Below are 18,750 nucleotides of genomic sequence, written 5' to 3'. Positions count from 1 at the left end.
ATTCAAACCAGGCTAAAAAACATCGCGGCACACCACGGAGGCGGTGCCCCACGACAATAATTCAACCAATAAAATAATTGGTATCAACAAACTTGGCACACTATTGAGTTCTCAAACAACAGGAGCACCCGGCACCAGTCGGACCCTTCTTCAAGGCCCTCCATCGCTCCGGAGCAACTTTTCAAATTTACCCGCGCTGCCTGTTCGTGTCAAATCCACCCGTTACCGCACACCTCTCAACGAGGTTCGACCTAGGCCTTATGTGGTTTCGAGCTGTTCAACTGTTCCTTCAGCGCGGATATAAACTCTACACCGATCCCGGCCCAATGTAAATCCAAGGTTGCCGGCAAGCGAAGACCCGCGGAACTCCAGGGGCCTTCGCTGCGGCAGCTTTAGCTCGCCGGCTTCAGATAGAGGACTCCCAGCGGAGGTACCGTCAGCACGGCGGAGGCCGGATGGCCATTCCAAGCGCCTTCAGCCCCTGCGACAAGTCCCGTGTTCCCGACGCCTGATCCCCCGTATTCCGGGTCATCCGTATTCAGGACTTCCTGCCAGTCACCGGCCCAGGGCAACCCGATACGGAAATCAGTGTGGGGGTGTCCGGCGAAGTTCGCGATGCAGACCACCGGGTTGCCGTGGTTGTCCCAGCGGATAAAGGAAAGCGTGTTGCGCGTCCCGTCGTTTTCGTCGATCCACTGGAAGCCGGCAGGTTCGTTGTCCCGTTCGTACAGAGCAGGCGTCTTGCGGTAGAGCGCGTTGAGGTTCCGCACCAGCTTTTGCAATCCCTTGTGCGGAACGTTCTCGGACAGCCACCAGTCAAGGCCGTGTTGTTCGGACCATTCTGCTTCCTGCCCGAACTCGGTACCCATGAAAATCAGCTGCTTGCCCGGATGCGCCCACTGGAAAGCAAGGTAGGCGCGCAGATTCGCGAGCTGCTGCCACCTGTCCCCCGGCATCTTGCGGAGCATCGAGCCCTTCCCGTGCACGACCTCGTCATGGCTGATCGGAAGCAGGAAGTTTTCGGTGTAGGCGTAGACCATGGAGAACGTGGCCTTGTTGTGGTGGTGGACCCGGTTGATGGGGTCCTCGGAAATGTACTGGAGGGTGTCATGCATCCAGCCCATGTTCCACTTCAGCCCGAAACCGAGCCCGCCGGCGCTGGTGGGCCTGGTGACGCCGTCGAACGCGGTGGATTCTTCCGCGATGGTGACAATGCCAGGCACCCGCTTGTATGCCGTGGCGTTGACTTCCTGCAGGAAGGAAATGGCTTCGAGGTTTTCGCGGCCGCCATGGATGTTGGGGTACCACTGGCCTTCTTCACGCGAATAGTCGCGGTAGAGCATGGAGGCGACAGCATCAACGCGCAGCCCGTCGATGTGGAACTCCTCAAACCAGTAGAGCGCATTGGCTACCAGGAAGTTGCGTACCTCGCGGCGGCCAAAGTCGAAGATGAGCGTGCCCCAGTCGGGGTGCTCGCCCAACCGGGGATCTTCGTGTTCGTAGAGCGGCTGGCCGTCGAACCGCGCCAAGGCCCACTCGTCCTTGGGGAAGTGCGCCGGCACCCAGTCCAGGATGATGCCGATGCCGGCCTGGTGCAGCTTGTCCACCAGGTATTTGAAGTCATCCGGATGGCCGAAGCGCGATGTCGGCGCGTAGTAGGAAGTGACCTGGTAGCCCCAGGACCCGCCGAAGGGGTGCTCGGCCACGGGCATCAACTCGACATGCGTAAAGCCCTGCCAGGTGACGTAGTCGACCAGCTGTTCTGCCAGCTGGCGGTAGTCCAGACCGACCCGCCAGGAACCCAGGTGCACTTCGTACACGCTCATCGGCGAGTTGTGCGGATCGCGAGCGGCACGCCGGGCCAGCCACTCGCCGTCCGAAAAGTTGTACCGCGTATCCACGACACGTGAGCCGGTCAGCGGCGGCACCTCGGTCCAGCGGGCCATCGGGTCCGCTTTCTCATGCCAGTGCCCGTCGCGGCCCAGCAGCTCGTACTTGTAGATCGAGCCCGATGCGACACCCGGGATGAAAATTTCCCAAACGCCGGACCCGCCCATGGACCGCATGGCATGGCGGACGGCGTTCCAGCCATTAAAGTCACCCTTGACCCGCACAGCTTGGGCATTCGGCGCCCATACCGCAAAGCTGGTGCCGGTGACATCGCCCAGCGTGGAATTGTAGTGGCGGACATGCGAGCCCAGCGCCGTCCACAGCGTTTCGTGCCGGCCCTCGCCGATCAGGTGCAGGTCGATTTCGCCCAGCGTCGGCAGGTAGTGGTACGGATCGTCCACCAGGAGGGGAGCACCGCCGTCGTACACCACCTCGAGGCGGTAGTCCGGCACATGGCCCGCACGCTCGGCAGGCAGGGTGGCAACCCAGACCCCTTCCTGCTCATGCTGCATGGACACGCGTGTTGCCGCGGTGATGACGGTGACGGAGTCCGCCAGCGGCTGCAGGGAGCGGACCGTAACATGGCCGTGGTCATCCAGATGGGCACCGAGGACGGCGTGCGGCTGGAAGTAACTGCCATGCGCGACGGCGGACAGCGTGCTCTGGTCGACCGGCACCGGATTGCCGGCGCTGGTGGCGGAGGTCGCCGACGTTTCGGCCCGGCCTTCGGCAAGCGTCGCCGCTGCGGGTCCGACCGCCTGTGCCGTCTCCGAGGAGGAGGCCCGTTCTGCCGCGGAACCGCTTGCGGTCGTATCGCCGTCGCTCGCTGTAGAAGAGTTGGCGGTCGAAGAATTGGCGGCCTGCAGCTGTTCCAGCGCGTGGCGGACTGCCTTGACCGGCACGCCGACCCAGCGCGGGCGGTTGCGCTGTTCATACACAACTTCGTAGAGCGCCTTGTCCAGCCACAAGCCCAGGAACAGCGGGGACGTCGTGTCGATGCGGACCCCGGTCTCCCGTTCGTAACCAGCGATGAAGGCGTCGGCGGCCGCGGCTGTCCAGCGGTCTGCGGCGGCTTCCACCTGTCCCGATTCATTGCCCTCGGCGGTGGTGACCGCGACGCCGCCCGCGTAGTCGAAGGACCGGAGCATGCCTACGACGTCGCGCAGCGCGACATCATCGGTACCGCGGCTGCCCATGGGACGCAGCGGTTCGCCTTCAAAGTCCAGCACTACCCAACCGCGTTCGGCCGAATGAAGGACCTGGCCGAGGTGATAGTCGCCGTGGATCCGCTGGAGCTCGGGGCGTTCCTCGAGGTTTTCCAGCCGGCGCAGCAGCCCATCCACCGTCTGGTCCAGGGGGCCGACGGCGGATCCTGCCTGCGCCCAACCCCAGCGGATCCGCTCGCGCAGTTCGCCTGCCAGTGCCGAAGCTTCCTCTTCCGTAGCCTGATGTGCGCCGAAGCTCTTCCGCAGCTGGTGGTGGATCCGGCCGGTAACCTGGCCGAGCTCGCCGGCTTCCTTGGTGAAATCGGCGTCGTCCAAGGCCGCCGCCGAGGCGGTGCGCCAGGCGTCCTTGCTGTTCGCGATGTACTCGCGCAACACGCTCAGATGCCCGGAGTCCCACAGCTTGTCCGCATTCGAATCCGTGTGCTGGCCCGGCGTGTGCCAGCCTCCGGTCACCCAGCCGTAGGTGGCGGGAACTTCGCTGGCGCCAAGCTCGCTCAACATCGCCCCGATTTCGACATCGGGATTGGCTCCGGCCTCGAGGACGCGGAAGAACTTCACGATGAGGGATGCTTTGTCTGTTTCCACGACCACTGAGGTGTTGGACTGCTCGCCGGCGAGCACGGAGGCCTTCAGCGGAGCGTCGAACTCCGGCCAGTCGCCGAAGCCTGCGCCGGCGTGTCCCCGGGTGCGGCCATCCGCGGTCACGGATTCGCGCCGCATCAGTTCCAGCCACGCGGCAACGAATACCGGGTCGTGGGTGCCGTCATACAGCCAGCAGTTTTCCGTGCCTTGCCGCGGTTCGGATCCGGTCTGCCCGATCAGCGCCGCTTCGCCGCCCTCGAGTGGTTCGGGCCGGAAGCTGACCGGCACGTTGACGATAAAGACGTCCTGGTCGGTGTGGACCGCAACAATATGGACCTCCAACGCGACGACGTCTGCCGGGTCCTGCAGCCGGATGCCGCCGAGCCGGTGCAGCACCGTTTCTTTGCCCTTGGCCGGGAACCACCGCTGCTGCGGCAACCAGTCGTGAAGCAGTTCGGGCAAGGACTGCGAAGCATTGGTAACGGTGTTTGTCATGGGCTCTCCACCTCAGAACGGGTGTTCACCGAAGTGAGCACGGGAAGGGCTTCGGTCAAAGGCGACGCCGGATTGGACCGGGCCGAACGCACCCGCAGCCAGAAGAAATCGTGGCTGCCGAGCGTCAGGGTCAGCTGACCGGCGTCGTCAAGGGCGGGAAACGGGAGTCCGCCGAACAAGTCGCGCAGACCCCGCCCCGCAAATTCCGGCATCCGCAGGGGCGCGGCCACCGGGTGTTGGGACAGATTAAAAATGCACAGCAGCGCCTCCGGTTCCGCCCCTTCGCGGTTGCCCGGCGGGATTTCGCGGATGAACGCCAGGACGGATTCGGCTTCTGTGGGCACATTGCGGTAGCCGCCGAGCCCGAAGGCAGGATGGGCTTTGCGTACCGCGAGCATTTGGCGCACCCAGTGCAGCAGTGAGCTGCTGTGGGCCAGTTGCGCCTCGACATTGACGTAGTTGTAGTTGTAGACCAGGGACTGCACCACCGGCAGATAAAGCTTGCCCGGGTCCGCCGTCGAGAATCCGGCATTGCGGTCCGGGTTCCACTGCATCGGTGTGCGGGAGGAATCGCGGTCTTCGAGCCAGATGTTGTCGCCCATGCCGATCTCGTCCCCGTAGTACAGGAACGGGCTGCCCGGCAGCGACAACAGCAGCGCGTGGATCAGCTCGAGTTCGGCACGGGAGTTATCCAGCAGCGGGGCCAGCCGGCGCCGGATACCGATGTTGGCCCGCATCCGGGAGTCCGGCGCGTACCAGCCGAGCATGGCCTCGCGTTCTTCAGTGGTGACCATTTCCAACGTCAGCTCGTCATGGTTGCGCAGGAACGTGCCCCATTGTGCGCCGGCGGGAATGTCCGGTGTCTCTTCCATGGTCTGGATGATGGGTGCGGCCTTCTGGTCGCGCAGCGCGTAGAACAGCCGCGGCATGATCGGGAAGTGGAAGCACATGTGGCATTCCGGCACTAAACCGCCGTCGTCGGTCTTTTCGCCGAAGTACTCCACGACTTCATGCGGCATCTGGTTGGCCTCGGCGATGATGACCCGGCCGGGGTACTCCGAGTCCACCAGGGCGCGCAGGTCCTGCAGGAACTTGTGTGTGGCCGGCAGGTTTTCGCAGTTGGTCCCGTCCTCTTCGAAGAGGTAGGGAATGGCGTCCGCGCGGAAACCGTCGATCCCCTGGTCCAGCCAAAACCTGACGACGTCGAAAACGGCCTCGATGACCTTGGGGTTCTCGTAGTTCAGGTCCGGTTGGTGGCTGAAGAACCGGTGCCAGAAGAACTGCCGCCGGATCGGGTCGAACGCCCAGTTGGATTCCTCGGTATCGACGAAGATGATGCGCGCGTCCTGGTACTTCTCGTCCGTGTCGCTCCAGACATAGAAGTCTCCGTACGGCCCGTCCGGTTCCCGTCGCGACGCCTCGAACCACTGATGCTGGTCCGAGGTATGGTTCAACGGCAGATCGATGATCACCCGGACGCCGCGGGCATGGGCCTCGGCCACCAGCCGTTTGAAGTCGGTGATGGTACCGAACTCGTCCAGCACATCGTAATAGTCGGCGATGTCGTAGCCGCCGTCGCGCAGTGGGGATTTGAAGAACGGCGGCACCCACAGGCAGTCGATCCCCAGCCACTGCAGGTAGTCCAGTTTGTCGATCAGTCCCGAGAAGTCCCCCGACCCGTCCCCATTGGCATCTGCGAAACCGCGGACCAAGACCTCGTAAAAGACGGCCTTGCGATACCAGTGGGGGTCATGCGCCAGCCCCGGCGCATGGAGTTGGAAGGGACTGGCCACTAGCTGCTCCTACGGACATGCAGGATGTGGGCGGGCTCGAAATGCGCGTCCAGCCGCACGTAGTTGTGCTCGCCCCACCGCCAGCTTTCCCCGCTGATCAGATCGTCCACCCAGAAGGTGCCGTCCTCGTTCAGGTCCGCCGGGTCCAGGCCGAGTGCGGCGAGGTCCAGGCTGACGGTGCATTCGCGGACGCTGTGCGGGTCCACATTCACGACGACGATGATCGTGTCTTTCCCGGTGCCCTCGCTGCCGTCCGCGGCCGGCAGGTTTTCCTTGTGCTTGGAAAAGACCACTGTGGCGTCATCCGTGCTCCGGTGGACGGTCAGGTTCTGCAGGTCCAGAAGCGCCGGGTGGGCGCGCCGGATGTGGTTAAGGCGCGTCAGGTACGGGGCCAGCGAGCGGCCTTCCGCTTCCGCGCCGGCAAAGTCCCGCGCTTTGTACTCGTACTTTTCATTGTCGATGTATTCCTCGGCGCCGGGCCGGGCGACATGTTCGTAGAGTTCATAGCCGGCATAGACGCCCCAGAGCGGGCTTCCCGTTGCGGCCAGCACCGCGCGGATCTTGAACGCCGCCGGGCCGCCGTACTGGAGGAACTCGGTCAGGATGTCAGGAGTGTTGACGAAGAAGTTCGGCCGGAAGAACGCTGCGGTTTCATGGCTGATCTGGGTCAGGTACTCCTCGATCTCGGTCTTCCGGTTACGCCAGGTGAAGTAGCTGTAGGACTGCTGGAACCCCGCGCGGCCCAGCGCATGCATCATCGCCGGCACCGTGAATGCCTCGGCCAGGAAGACCACATCCGGGTCCGTGGCGTTGACCTCGCCGATCAGCCACTCCCAGAACCAGACCGGCTTGGTGTGCGGATTGTCCACTCGGAAGATCTTCACTCCGTGGCTGACCCACAGCCGGACGATGCGCAGCACTTCTTCCGACAGACCCTCGGGGTCGTTGTCGAAGTTCAGCGGGTAGATGTCCTGATACTTCTTCGGCGGGTTCTCCGCGTAGGCGATGGTGCCGTCCACGCGGGTAGTGAACCACTCCGGGTGCTCCTTGGCCCAGGGGTGGTCCGGCGAGCACTGCAGCGCCAGATCCAGGGCGACTTCGAGCCCCACGTCCGCGGCGGACTGGACGAACCGGTCGAAGTCCTCGAACGTGCCCAGGTCAGGATGGATGGCGTCGTGGCCGCCCTCGGCGGCGCCGATGGCCCACGGCGAGCCCGGGTCATCCGGCCCGGCAGTAAGGGTGTTGTTCGGGCCCTTGCGGTTCGTCACGCCGATGGGGTGGATCGGGGGCATGTAAATGACGTCGAATCCCATGTCGGCGACGGCTGGGAGCCGCTCTGCCGCCGTCGTAAAGTTTCCTGACGTCCATTTGCCGGCGGCCGGATCGAAGACCGCGCCCTCGGAGCGGGGGAAGAACTCATACCAGGCGCCGCGCCCGGCCAGGTCCCGTTCCACCAGGATGGGGTACCGCTGCGACTCGGTGACGAGGCTGCGGATGGGGTGGGTGCGCACCGCCGTAAGGACCTCTTCCGAGCCTCCCGCGGCCAGACGGTCTTCGGTGGAGCGGCCCTCATCCGCGATGGCGCCGGCAGCCCGGCGCAGGACCTCGGCGTTCTCGGCCGGGCGGCCGTCCTGTCCGGCGGCCTGGTTGAACAGGCGGATGCCTTCGGCCAGCATCAGGTCCACGTCCACGCCGGCGGCGATCTTCACCTCGGCGTTGTGGTGCCAGGTGGCGTAGAGGTCGCCCCAGCCTTCAATGGTGAAGGTCCAGTTTCCCGGCGACGTGGGCCGCAGGGTTCCGGCCCAGCGGTCGGTTCCGCCGCCGAGCGGACGCAGGTGGGTCCGCTGCACGGCGTGGCCGTCCGGATCGTAAAGCACGGCGGTCACGCCGAGGCGGTCATGGCCCTCGCGGAAGACCGTGGCGGCGACTTCGATGTCCTCGCCGGGTACGGTTTTGGCGGGGAAACGCCCGCAATCCACCACCGGAGAGACCCCGGTGATGGGGATCCTGCCAAAGCGCAGGCGTGAGTTGGACGGTGCCGGACGCGGTTCCTCAGTGAATGTGCTCACAGACTAGACGTTAGCGACAAATGTGCCGGTTTGCTAAGGCCTCTGGACGAACTGGGTACAAATTCGGATCGTTACTCAAGCGTTTACGTATTTGAAACCGACATATGGTTACATCTGCGCTACCGTAGGCCGGGTGAAGGCAATCCGCAGATTTACGGTCCGCACTGTTCTCCCTGAAAGCATCGCCGCCCTGGGCCGGCTGGCAGGCAATTTGCGCTGGTCCTGGCACCAGCCCACCCAGCAGTTGTTCGAGCGCCTTGACCCGGCGCTGTGGGCCAAAAGCCACGACCCGGTAGCGCTGCTGGGCTCGTTCAACCGCGAGCAGCTCCAGGCGCTGGCGGCCGACGCCGCACTGGTGGAGCAGATCCAGGCGCTCAGCGCAGACCTGGACCGGTACCTGAGCGATGACCGCTGGTACCAGACCCTCGGCGAGGACGCGCCGTCGTCCATTGCGTACTTCTCCCCCGAATACGGCATCAGTTCGGTCCTGCCCCAGTACTCGGGCGGGCTCGGCATTCTCGCCGGGGACCATCTCAAGGCCGCCTCGGACCTGGGCGTGCCGCTGATCGGTGTCGGCCTGCTCTACGCGGCCGGCTATTTCAAGCAGTCGCTCAGCCGCGACGGCTGGCAGCAGGAAACGTACCCGGTGCTGGATCCGGACGGGCTGCCGCTGACCCTCCTGCGCGAACCGGACGGGACGCCGGCGCAGGTGGAACTGCCGCTGCCCAATGAGCGCCGCCTGCTGGCGCACATCTGGCGTGCCGACGTCGGGCGCGTGCCGCTGCTGCTGCTCGATTCCAACGTGGCCGGCAATGACGAGTCCGCGCGTCATATTACGGACCGGCTATACGGCGGCGGCGGCGACCACCGGCTGCAGCAGGAGTTGCTGCTGGGCATGGGCGGCGTGAAGGCCCTGCGCATCTACGAGCGGCTGACGGGCACACCCGCGCCGGAAGTTTTCCACACCAACGAAGGCCATGCCGGCTTCCTCGGCGTCGAACGGATCCGCGAGCTGATGGACACCGGGCTGAACTGGCACGAGGCGCAGGCCGCGGGCCGCGCCAACACGGTTTTCACCACGCATACCCCCGTCCCGGCCGGGATCGACCGCTTCGAGAAGCTGCAGGTGGAGCATTTCTTCCGCGCCGGCCTGGCTCCGAATGTGCCCATCGAGAAGATCCTGGCCCTGGGCGCCGAAAATTACGACGGCGGGGATCCCACCAAATTCAATATGGCCGTCATGGGCCTGCGGCTGGCCCAGCGGGCCAACGGCGTGGCCAAGCTGCACGGCGTGGTCTCCCGCGGCATGTTCTCCGGACTCTTCCCGGGGTTCGACACGCAGGAGGTGCCCATCGCCTCGGTCACCAACGGCGTCCACGTGCCCACCTGGGTGGACGCCCGGATTGCCGCGCTGGCCAAGGCCAAGTTCGGCACCGAGTCCGTAGTGGCCCGGCAGTGGGACAAGGTCTACGACGTCGATGACGAGGAGATCTGGAACCTGCGCCGGGAGCTGCGCTCCACCCTGATCGACGACGTCCGGCGGCGGCTGCGCTCCTCGTGGAAGAAACGCGGCGCCACGGATGCCGAGCTGGCCTGGACCAAAAACGTACTGGACCCGGACGTGCTGACCATCGGCTTTGCCCGGCGCGTGCCCACGTACAAGCGGCTGACGCTCATGCTGCGCGATCCGGCCCGGCTCAAGGCACTGCTGCTGCACAAGGAGCATCCCATCCAGCTGGTCATCGCCGGCAAGTCGCACCCCGCCGACGAGCAGGGCAAGCGGATGATCCAGGACCTGGTCCGTTTTACCGATGACCCGGCAATTCGGCATCGGATTGTCTTCCTGCCCAACTACGACATCGCCATGGCGCGCACGCTCTTCCCGGGCTGCGACGTCTGGCTGAACAACCCGCTGCGGCCACTCGAGGCCTGCGGAACGTCGGGCATGAAGGCTGCCATCAACGGCGGGCTGAACTTGTCCGTGCTGGATGGCTGGTGGGATGAAATGTACGACGGCGACAACGGCTGGGCGATTCCGACGGCCAATCCTTCCACGACGTCCGGAACGGATTCGGTGGTCAGCCCCGAGGACCGCGACGACATCGAGTCCGCCGCCCTGTACGACCTGCTGGAGAACCACGTGGCCCCGCGCTTCTACGGGGAGGCTACCGAGGGCGCCGCTGCCGCCGGGCCGTCCGCGCCGGTTGCACCCTCCGACCGGCTGCCGCACCAGTGGATTGCCATGATCCGGCATACCCTGGCCAACCTGGGGCCCGCTGTTTCGGCCGAGCGCATGGTCGAGGACTATGTCCGCCAGCTCTACACGCCCGCCTGCGCCGCAGGCCGCGACGCCCGCGCCGCGGACTTCGCCGTCGCCCGGGATTTTGCGGCCTGGATCAGGCGGGTGCGCGCGGCATGGCCGGACGTGTCGGTGGAACATGTGGATTCGCTCGGGGTGTCCGACAATCCGCAGATCGGGGACCCGCTGCGGGTCAATGCCTACGTACGCCTGGGCAAGCTCAACCCTTCGGATGTCTGCGTTGAGGTAGCCCACGGCCAGGTTGGTGAAGGAGATGAACTGGAGCAGACGGGCTTCGATCCGCTCTCCTTTAAAGAGGACTTGGGCGAGGGCAGGTTCCTGTTCTGCGGGGAGGTCGTGATCGACCGCTCCGGTTCCTTTGGCTACACCGTACGGGTCTTGCCGCTGCATGGCTCCATGGCGGCGAAAGCAGAGCTCGGCCTGGTGGCCAACGCAAATTAGGTGGCTGGTGGCCAACGCAAATTAGGCGGTTGGCCCCCACCGCGAATTACGTCTCCGAGGAAGACCGTTCCGCTGTGCCGACGGCGGTGGTGAAGCCGATCAACTTATGCGTGCCATCGCAGTACGGCTTGATCGAGGACGCTCCGCAACGGCACAGCGCTACGGTCTTCCGGCGGCGCGGTACCGGTTCACCGTCCGGCGTCACGATTTCGACATCGCCGCGCAGCAGGAAGGGCCCGTCCGGGCAGGCTACGAGGACATTGTCCGGCTCGGCAGTTCGCTGTGCGGCGCTGCAAGGGCGTCCTGACGCTCCGACACTTTCATCGGTGGCTGCTTCGTTGCAGGTTGGCTCGTTTGACTCGATCGGCTCGGCTGGCTGCATGGAATGTTCCTTTCCTGGTCCCGTGGCGGGAGCGGTGATGAGGCGTGCTGCAAACGTTGGGCGGCGTACTTCCGCCGCAGCTGGTAGCGGGGCGTGCCGGCCGTGGGCATCCGGTTGCCGGCGTATTTCGCGCCACCGCCGAGCCGCTGCCCCACGGCCAGCCAGATGCAGACGGCGCGTTCGAGCAGCCAGCACGGTGCCCACAGCGCCGAGGTCGGCGGGAAGACAGCGCGCCCGTTTTTCCGCCGTCGCCCGGCCTCCGCTATTGTGACGGCCGCAACCAGCAACGGAATCCAGCGGGACGGCCGGCGGACCGCGAAGATCGTCAGCGGCAGCAGCGATAGTTCCACGGCCAGCCGGATTGGCTGGGCGAAGTCGTCGTAGGCCTGGCGGACCCGCTGGCCCCTGAAATGTGCGGCCGTGGCCGGTATCCGGCCGACAAAAAGATTGTCCGCCCGAAGTTCCCGTCCGCCAGCGGCCTTGACCGTGCGGATCAACTCCAGGTTTTCGAACAGTACGTCCCCGTCATAGCCATCCGTAGCGTCCAGTGCGCTGCGGCGGACCCCCAGCGTGCCGGGGAAGTCCGAGGCCACAGCGCGGTTGAGCAGCGTGCGGGCGGTGTCCCAGCGGGCATGCCAGGGCAGGGTCAGGAAGTAGTTTTGCGGCCGGACAACGTCTGCCTCCGCCAGCAGTTCCACCAGCCGGCGGAGCGCGGGGAGGGTGTAGCGGACGTCGTCGTCGGCCAGCACCAGGTACTCCTTGCTGCTGTGCCGGACCCCTGTCATTACACCCGCGACTTTGCCGTTGCGTCCCGGCCGGGATTCTGGCCTGCGGTGCTTCGCCAGCCCGGCCCACGCCGCAGCGTGCACCTCGTACAGATCGGGGGCGGAACCGTCCACCACGGTGATGCGGATCCAGCCGGAGAGCATGCGAAGGTAGCCGGTCAGCTCGTCGAGGCCCTCGTCCGAAAACCAGCGCAGCGGCAGAATATACTCCGCCTCGGGCAGCTGCACCTCCTGCCCGCTGCCCTCAGTTCCGGTCATGCCGGTGCCCCGCCCGCCTGCCCACGGACAGGACCGCCGCCGCTCATGCGGCGAGATCCAGCGGGATCCGCAGCGAGCTACGCCCGGCCTGCCACGCCGAAAGCTGGTGCGTACCCACCAAGGCGTCCACGGCCAAAGCCGCTGCGGCCCCGAACAGGATGTCCGGCAGCAGGTCCGGTTCCGCCTCCGCGAGCCCGCCGGCCAGGTCGCGCCCGGCGATCTGTTCGTGGACGGCATCGGCCTCGACATGCTCGTCGAAGTAGCCGGTCACATCCTCGCCGTGGCCGTGGCGGCGGAAGCCCCGGCTGTAGAACTTGTTCGGGATGGAGGACGTCATTTCGTACGCCGCCAGATGGCCCACGATCGCCCCGCGCAGCCGCCGGTTCAGGCCGAACAGCGACATCATATTGACCGAGGCCAGCGTCACGGCAGGGATCAGGTCCACATACGTGCCGTACTGATCGTCCAGCCCCAAACCACGCATGGACCGGGCGAAGAGAGCCGAATGCATCCTCTCCGGCCGGCCGCCGCCATACTCGTCCGCCTGGATTTCCACGAGGGCCGCCTTGGCCCGTCCGGTCAGCCGCGGGATCGCCCAGCTGTGCGGATCCGCTTCCTTGAGCTGGTATACGGACCGGTGGATCAGGAACTCCCGCAGTTGCTCCGCAGTCGCCTCCCTGGCGACGTATTTCGAAACGCTGGGGCCGTCGTCGTCCCCCGTGAGTTTGAAAAGCGCCGCCGCCACGTCCGCGGCTACGGGCGGTGGAGCGTCCGGCACCTTGGTCATCCGGCGGAGGACGCCCTCGAAGCGGCGTTCCAGCTCCAGCCGGAACGCGGTCAGCTCCGGATGCCATTCCCACCGGTCGTCCACGCCCTCGATGCCGCCGTAGTGCAGCTCGTAGAGGCAGAAGAGCGCAAGCTGCAGGTCGTCGTCGTCCATTAGCTGCACACCGGCCGCCGCTTCCATGGCGGGGCCCAGCCGCGCCAGCGCGGGTACATGGTGTTGCGGTGCCGTGGCGAGGATGTCCATCAGGATCGAGCTCACCGGTCCGCGAGGCGTAGGCATTTTCATTATTTCTCCTGTTCCAGGGGAACCCCTTACTTCTAAGCATACTTACCAATACGATGGAATTTGTCCGACCATGTTGGGCTCTCCCCAGGAGGTGATCATGACACACGAAGAAACGGCGGCAAAGGGTTCCAAGGCGCCATCGCCCGAAGACTCCCGGAAACCCGGCTCCCCCGGCGACCTTAAGAAGCCGTCTTGGCTCTATGTCTTCCGCAAGTCCATGCGCGAATTCTCTGCGGACCAGTGCACGGATCTGGCTGCCGCCCTGACCTACTATGCGGTGCTGTCCTTGTTCCCGGCGCTGTTGGCGCTGGTCTCACTGCTCGGTGTTTTCGGACAGGGCGAACAGACCACCACATTCATGACAGACATGCTCGAACGCGTCGCACCTGGACAGGCGGCAGACACCATGCGCCAGCCGATCGAGCAGTTGGCCAGTGCACCCACCGCCGGGCTTGCGCTGATCGTCGGTGTCGTCGGTGCACTGTGGTCCGCCTCCGGTTATGTGAACGCCTTTAGCCGCGCGATGAACCGGATCTATGAAATCGAGGAGGGCCGGCCGTTCTGGAAGCTGCGTCCGGTCATGCTGCTGATCACTCTCGTGGTTGTACTACTGGCCGCGCTGATGCTGCTCATCCTGATTCTGTCCGGTCCCGTTGCGGAAGGCCTGGGCTCGGCCATCGGACTGGGCGGCGTGGCACTGACGGTGTGGAACATTGCCAAGTGGCCCGTGTTGGTTGCCTTTGCCGTGCTGGTGGTGGCTCTGCTCTACTACGCCACCCCTAACGTGAAACAACCGAAATTCCGCTGGATGAGCATGGGCGCGTTCATCGCGCTGCTGGTACTGGCTTTGGCCACTGCCGGCTTTGCTTTCTACGTAGCCAATTTTTCCAACTACAACCGGACCTACGGCGCTATCGGCGGCATGATCGTGCTGCTGCTGTGGTTCTGGCTGGCCAATCTGTCCCTGCTCTTCGGCGCCGAGTTCGATGCAGAAACCGAACGCGGCCGCCAGCTGCAGGCAGGCATCGAGGCGGAGGAAACCATCCAGTTGCCCCCTCGTGATACCCGCAAGAGCGACAAGCAGCTCGAAAAAGAAAAGGAGGACATAGAGCGCGGCCGTTCTCTGCGCCGCAAGTACGCCCAGACCGAGGATGATTCCGGCGGCCCAGGCTAACCATCATCTGCTCCGCAGGAAGAAACCGACGAGGAAAAGGAATTGCGATGACTACGAATCCGAATACCGGCAATTACGACGACGGCATTCCCGGCTCCAACCAGCCCGGCGGCCCGGTCAGCCAGGATCCCTACGCCCCGGATCCCTATGCCACGCCGGCAGGCCAGCAGTCCAAGAGCGATACCGCCAAGGAAGAGGCCAGAGAAGTAGGCCGCGAGAGCAAGGCCGCCGGAGAGCACGTCAAGGAAACGGCCAAGGGCGAGGCGAAGCAGGTAGCACACGAGGCCAAGGAGAAGGCCCGCGGCCTGATGTCCGAGCTCGGCGACGACGTCAAAAGCCAGGCCAGCAGCCAGCAGCAGCGCGTGGCATCTGGCCTGCGCTCCATCGGCGACGAGCTCCGCTCCATGTCCCAAAACTCCGAAAGTTCCGGCACGGCGACCAATCTTGTGGGTCAGGCCGCAGACAAGGCTGGCTCCATGGCGGGCTGGCTGGAGAACCGTGATCCGGGCTCGCTGCTCGACGAGTGCAAGCGCTTTGCGCGCCAACGCCCCGGCGCTTTCCTCGCGATCGCGGCCGGCGCCGGACTGCTGGCCGGCCGCCTCACCCGCGGCATGACCGCGGACAGCGGCGGATCCGGACAGACCGGACAGGGCGCGATGCGGCAGGGCGGCGCCCATCGCGGAACTCCGGCAGTATCCGACTATGACTACGACACGCAAAGTGCCGCGGGCTTCGCGGCCCCGGGTGCGCAGACAGGCTCGGCACTCGGCGGAGCGGCCGGAGCCCCGGAAACCATCGGGTATCCCTCCGCCACCCCGACCGGTGCCACCGAGCGCCAGGAAACAAATTCCGGACTCGGCGGAGCGGCTGGCACCCCGGAGACCATCAGCTACCCGGAGGAACCGCCTACGGGCGGCCGGGGCACGGCCATTCCGGAACGGGACCCGTATGAGGGCGGTGGGAGCCGATGACCGAGAACCGCGTTCCCGATCCCGGTCAGGTTCCGCCCACGCGCGCAGAAGTCAAGGCCGAGAACGAGTCGCTGGGCGATCTGCTCGGCGAAGTCAGCCGTGACCTTTCATTGCTGATGCGCCAGGAACTGGAACTGGCCAAAGCCGAACTCAAGGAATCCGGTACAAGGGCCGGCAAGGGAGTAGGGATGATGGTTGGCGCCGCGGTCGCGGGCCACTTCGTCCTGCTGTTCCTCTCTATCGGCCTTTGGGATGCCCTCGGCTCCCTCATCGGCTGGGGCTGGTCCGCGGTGATTGTCGCCGTCATTTGGGCAATCATCGGCGCCATCCTCTTCGCCGTCGGCAAGAAGAAGATGAAGACCGTCCAAGGGATGCCACGCACCACGGAGTCCGTCAAGAAAATACCCGATACTCTCAAGCCCAGTGAGGAAGCACGATGAGCCAGTCACCAGAAGAAATCCGAGCAGACATCGAACGTACCCGGGCACGGCTTGGCACGGATGTAGACGCCGTCGCAGAGAAGGCCTCGCCCTCGAACATTGTGCACCGGCAGACGGACAAGGTGAAGGACTCCGTTGGCCGGGCCAAGGATAAGGTCATGGGCGCCAAGGACTCCGTCATGGGTGCCAAGGATGACGCGGGCGGCTCAGCTCGTTCCATGGCGCACGACGCCAGCGAGGCAGTCAGCGACGCACCGCACCAGATTGCCCGCAAGACCGAAGGCAATCCGCTGGCCGCCGGCCTGATCGCCTTCGGCGCCGGCTGGCTCGTCTCCTCGCTGTTCCCCGCCAGCAAGGTGGAGCAGCAGGCGGCCGAAAAGGTGAAGGAGCAGGCCCAGCCCCTGGTTGAAGAGGTCAAGGGCTCCGCCCAGCAGGTGGCTCAGGACATGAAGGAACCTGCCCGGCAAGCGGCCGAGGATCTGAAGACTTCGGCCAAGGAATCGACGGAGCACGTCAAGGCCGAAGGCCAGACGGCAGCGCAGGACGTCAAGGACCGCGCTGACACGGCACGGCAGCACGTCCAGGAGCCGCCGGCCGGCCGGATGTAGGCGGCTTAGGGGTATCCGCTCCGGATTGGTCCGCGACTGTAGCAGAGCGGAACCTGGCCAAGACGGGTAAGGGGGAACGACGGCGGTGGTGCACACCGCCGTCGTTCTCTAGTTTTCGCCCGGGAGCCAGGCGCGGTAGACGCTGAGGGCATCCGCGCCGATGATCTCCCGCTCCCCGCTGCGCACTTTGGCGCCGCGGCGCTGGTCATCCAGCTTCGAAGTAGTCAGGACCAGCTCAAACATCCGGTTGTGGCCGTCCATGACGCCGAAATCCTTCAAGGCGCCGGCGCTGGGCATAGTGATCTTGCGCGGCTCGTACCGGCCGTTGATCACCACCAGCCCGTCGATGACGCCGTCCGGCGAGCCCATCAGCAACTGGACCGTCCGGCTGCCGGGATCGGTCCACTGCTCCTGCGTCATCGGTTCGCCGGCTTCGTTGAACCACAGCAGGTAAGAGCTCTGTTCCCGGGTCGGATAACTGTGCGGCTGGCTGGTCAGGAAGGACTGCCGGATCCGCAGCAGCCGCCGCGTGGTCTTGAACATTTGTTCCTGGCGGTCGTCGAGCACCCAGTTGAGCCAGGACAGCTCGTTGTCCTGGCAGTACGCGTTGTTGTTGCCATGCTGGGATTTACCCAGCTCGTCCCCCGCCGTGATCATGGGGACGCCGAGCGAGAGCAGCAGCGTGGCCATCAGGTTCCGGGCAGAGCGGGCCCGCGCGTCCAAAATGGCCGCGTCACCCGTGGGACCTTCGACCCCGTGGTTGTAGCTGCGGTTGTGGTTGGTTCCGTCCCGGTTTTCTTCGCCGTTGTCCTCGTTGTGCTTGCGGTCGTACGAAGTCAGGTCCGCGAGGGTGAAACCGTCATGGGCGGTGATGAAGTTTACCGACGCCAGCGAGCTGCGGCCGGAACCGGCGAAGACATCGGCAGAGCCGGCCAGACGGCTCGCCAGGCGTGCCACCGATCCGCCCGGCATGCCCTGGCTCATCGCATGCTGGTCGCCGAGCCAGAAGTCCCGGACGGTATCCCGGAAGCGATCGTTCCAATCCGCCCAGCCGACGGGGAAATTACCGGTCTGCCAGCCGCCCGGCGCCACATCCCACGGTTCGGAAATCAATTTGACCCGGGACAGCGTCGGGTCTTCCGCCGTCGCACGCAAAAACGGATGCCGCGGGTTGAAATGTCCGTCCGGGTCGCGGCAGAGCGAGACGGCCAGATCGAAGCGGAAACCATCGATATGGAATTCCTGAACCCAGTACCGCAGCGAGTCCAGCACCAGGGCCAGGACCTGCGGCTCATTCAGATCGAGGGTATTGCCGCAGCCGGTGGTGTCCAGATAGTTTCCGTGCCCGTCGTGGCGGTAGTAGACCTCGTCACCCAGCCCGCGGAACGAGTAGGTCTGCTGGTGTTTGCCGCCCTCGGCGGTGTGGTTGTAGACCACATCCAGGATGACTTCGAGCCCGGCTTCATGCAGGCGCTTGACCATGGACTTGAACTCGTCCTGCACAGCCTTCGGCCCCGCCGCGCGGGCGGCCGTGGTGGCGTAACGGGCGTGCGGGGCGAAAAAGCCCAGGGTGTTGTAGCCCCAGTAGTTGGACAGCCCCAGCTCCTGCAGGTGCGGCTCATCGATATGGAAGTGCACCGGCAGGAGCTGGACGGACGTGATGCCCAGGTTCTTGAAGTACTCGAGCATGACCGGGTGCGCCAGGCCCGCGTAGGTTCCGCGGAGCTCTTCGGGAACCTGCGGGTGCAGCTTGGTCTGGCCTTTGACATGGCACTCATAGACCACCGTGTCCCGCCACGGCACGTCGGGCGGTGTATCTGCAGCCCAGTCGAACCCGGCGTCCACGTGTACCGAACGGAAGATGCCGCCGTCGTCGTCAATCGCCCGGCCGTAAGGATCCAGCAGCAGTTGCCCCGCACCGCCGTCGGGCAGTGTTTTGCCGTGCGGCCACAACGCGTAGCGGCTGCCTGGAAGCAGACCCCGGACGATCCCGTGGTGCACGCCGTCGGTCAGCTCCGGCAGCAGCGCGGAAACCCACCGGCCGTCGGCGTCCTCGAAATGGATGTCCAGCGCGTCAACCGCCGGTGCGAACACCGCGACGTTGATCTCCCCGGCCAACAGCCCGGCAGCACCGGCGCTGACGCCCAGCGGTGCGGGACTGGAGATCCGGGAGGAACGGCCCTCGCTCCCCCGGTGCCCGGCGGTTTGCCTGCCGACGCTCGGGTTGGCGGTGCTGTTGACGGG

12 protein-coding genes are annotated in these 18,750 nt (G+C 65.3%); 5 read left to right on the top strand and 7 right to left on the bottom strand.

Going from position 1 to position 18,750, the window contains the following annotated elements; genetic code table 11:
- Positions 1-392 precede the first annotated feature (392 nt).
- The 3 genes from glgB to HGO92_RS06575 are packed head-to-tail and all read right to left on the bottom strand — an operon-like array spanning position 393 to position 8,055.
- Positions 393-4,193, bottom strand: coding sequence for a 1,4-alpha-glucan branching protein GlgB (gene glgB / locus HGO92_RS06585; protein ID WP_169993006.1), 3,801 nt, complete (start codon positions 4,191-4,193; stop codon positions 393-395).
- Complete coding sequence (gene treS / locus HGO92_RS06580; RefSeq protein ID WP_169993004.1) at positions 4,190-5,986, bottom strand: maltose alpha-D-glucosyltransferase; 1,797 nt, start codon at positions 5,984-5,986, stop codon at positions 4,190-4,192. The genes glgB and treS overlap by 4 nt, the downstream gene beginning before the upstream one ends.
- The gene (locus HGO92_RS06575) at positions 5,986-8,055 is read right to left on the bottom strand and encodes a maltotransferase domain-containing protein (RefSeq protein ID WP_169993002.1); all 2,070 of its coding nucleotides are present in this window, start codon (positions 8,053-8,055) and stop codon (positions 5,986-5,988) included. Before HGO92_RS06575 ends, treS begins: the two co-directional genes overlap by 1 nt.
- 133 nt (positions 8,056-8,188) lie before the next feature.
- On the opposite strand from HGO92_RS06575, the gene glgP reads away from it, so the two are divergent.
- Positions 8,189-10,816, top strand: a complete 2,628-nt coding sequence (glgP, locus tag HGO92_RS06570; RefSeq protein ID WP_169993001.1) for an alpha-glucan family phosphorylase — start codon at positions 8,189-8,191, stop codon at positions 10,814-10,816.
- 46 nt (positions 10,817-10,862) lie between these two features.
- Here glgP and HGO92_RS23660 read toward each other — a convergent pair whose 3' ends face one another.
- Genes HGO92_RS23660 through HGO92_RS06560 form a run of 3 tightly spaced genes read right to left on the bottom strand, consistent with a single transcriptional unit; the run spans position 10,863 to position 13,313 of the window.
- Positions 10,863-11,021 (bottom strand): CDGSH iron-sulfur domain-containing protein, encoded by a 159-nt coding sequence (locus HGO92_RS23660; RefSeq protein WP_440915764.1) that lies wholly within the window; start codon positions 11,019-11,021, stop codon positions 10,863-10,865.
- A gap of 44 nt (positions 11,022-11,065) precedes the next feature.
- A complete protein-coding gene (locus HGO92_RS06565; RefSeq protein ID WP_169992999.1) occupies positions 11,066-12,241 on the bottom strand; it encodes a glycosyltransferase family 2 protein in 1,176 nt (391 codons plus the stop codon).
- 43 nt (positions 12,242-12,284) lie between these two features.
- On the bottom strand, positions 12,285-13,313 hold the full coding sequence (locus HGO92_RS06560) for an iron-containing redox enzyme family protein (protein WP_169992997.1): 1,029 nt from the start codon (positions 13,311-13,313) through the stop codon (positions 12,285-12,287).
- Between the two features lie 97 nt (positions 13,314-13,410).
- Between HGO92_RS06560 and HGO92_RS06555 the strand changes: the two genes are divergently transcribed.
- From HGO92_RS06555 to HGO92_RS06540, 4 genes are read left to right on the top strand one after another with little or no spacing between them, the layout of a single operon-like run.
- Complete coding sequence (locus tag HGO92_RS06555) at positions 13,411-14,487, top strand: YihY/virulence factor BrkB family protein (RefSeq protein WP_169992996.1); 1,077 nt, start codon at positions 13,411-13,413, stop codon at positions 14,485-14,487.
- Between the two features lie 47 nt (positions 14,488-14,534).
- Positions 14,535-15,458 (top strand): F0F1 ATP synthase subunit B family protein, encoded by a 924-nt coding sequence (locus HGO92_RS06550; RefSeq protein ID WP_169992994.1) that lies wholly within the window; start codon positions 14,535-14,537, stop codon positions 15,456-15,458.
- Complete coding sequence (locus HGO92_RS06545) at positions 15,455-15,898, top strand: phage holin family protein (RefSeq protein ID WP_169992993.1); 444 nt, start codon at positions 15,455-15,457, stop codon at positions 15,896-15,898. The genes HGO92_RS06550 and HGO92_RS06545 overlap by 4 nt, the downstream gene beginning before the upstream one ends.
- Complete coding sequence (locus HGO92_RS06540; RefSeq protein WP_169992991.1) at positions 15,895-16,506, top strand: DUF3618 domain-containing protein; 612 nt, start codon at positions 15,895-15,897, stop codon at positions 16,504-16,506. Before HGO92_RS06545 ends, HGO92_RS06540 begins: the two co-directional genes overlap by 4 nt.
- A 108-nt stretch (positions 16,507-16,614) precedes the next feature.
- On the opposite strand, the gene glgX is transcribed toward HGO92_RS06540, so the two are convergent.
- A complete protein-coding gene (glgX, locus tag HGO92_RS06535; RefSeq protein ID WP_169993120.1) occupies positions 16,615-18,672 on the bottom strand; it encodes a glycogen debranching protein GlgX in 2,058 nt (685 codons plus the stop codon).
- Between the last annotated feature and the right edge of the window lie 78 nt (positions 18,673-18,750).

Source organism: Crystallibacter degradans (assembly GCF_012952295.1).
Taxonomy (GTDB): domain Bacteria; phylum Actinomycetota; class Actinomycetes; order Actinomycetales; family Micrococcaceae; genus Crystallibacter; species Crystallibacter degradans.
This window is presented reverse-complemented; position numbering and strand designations above follow the sequence as displayed.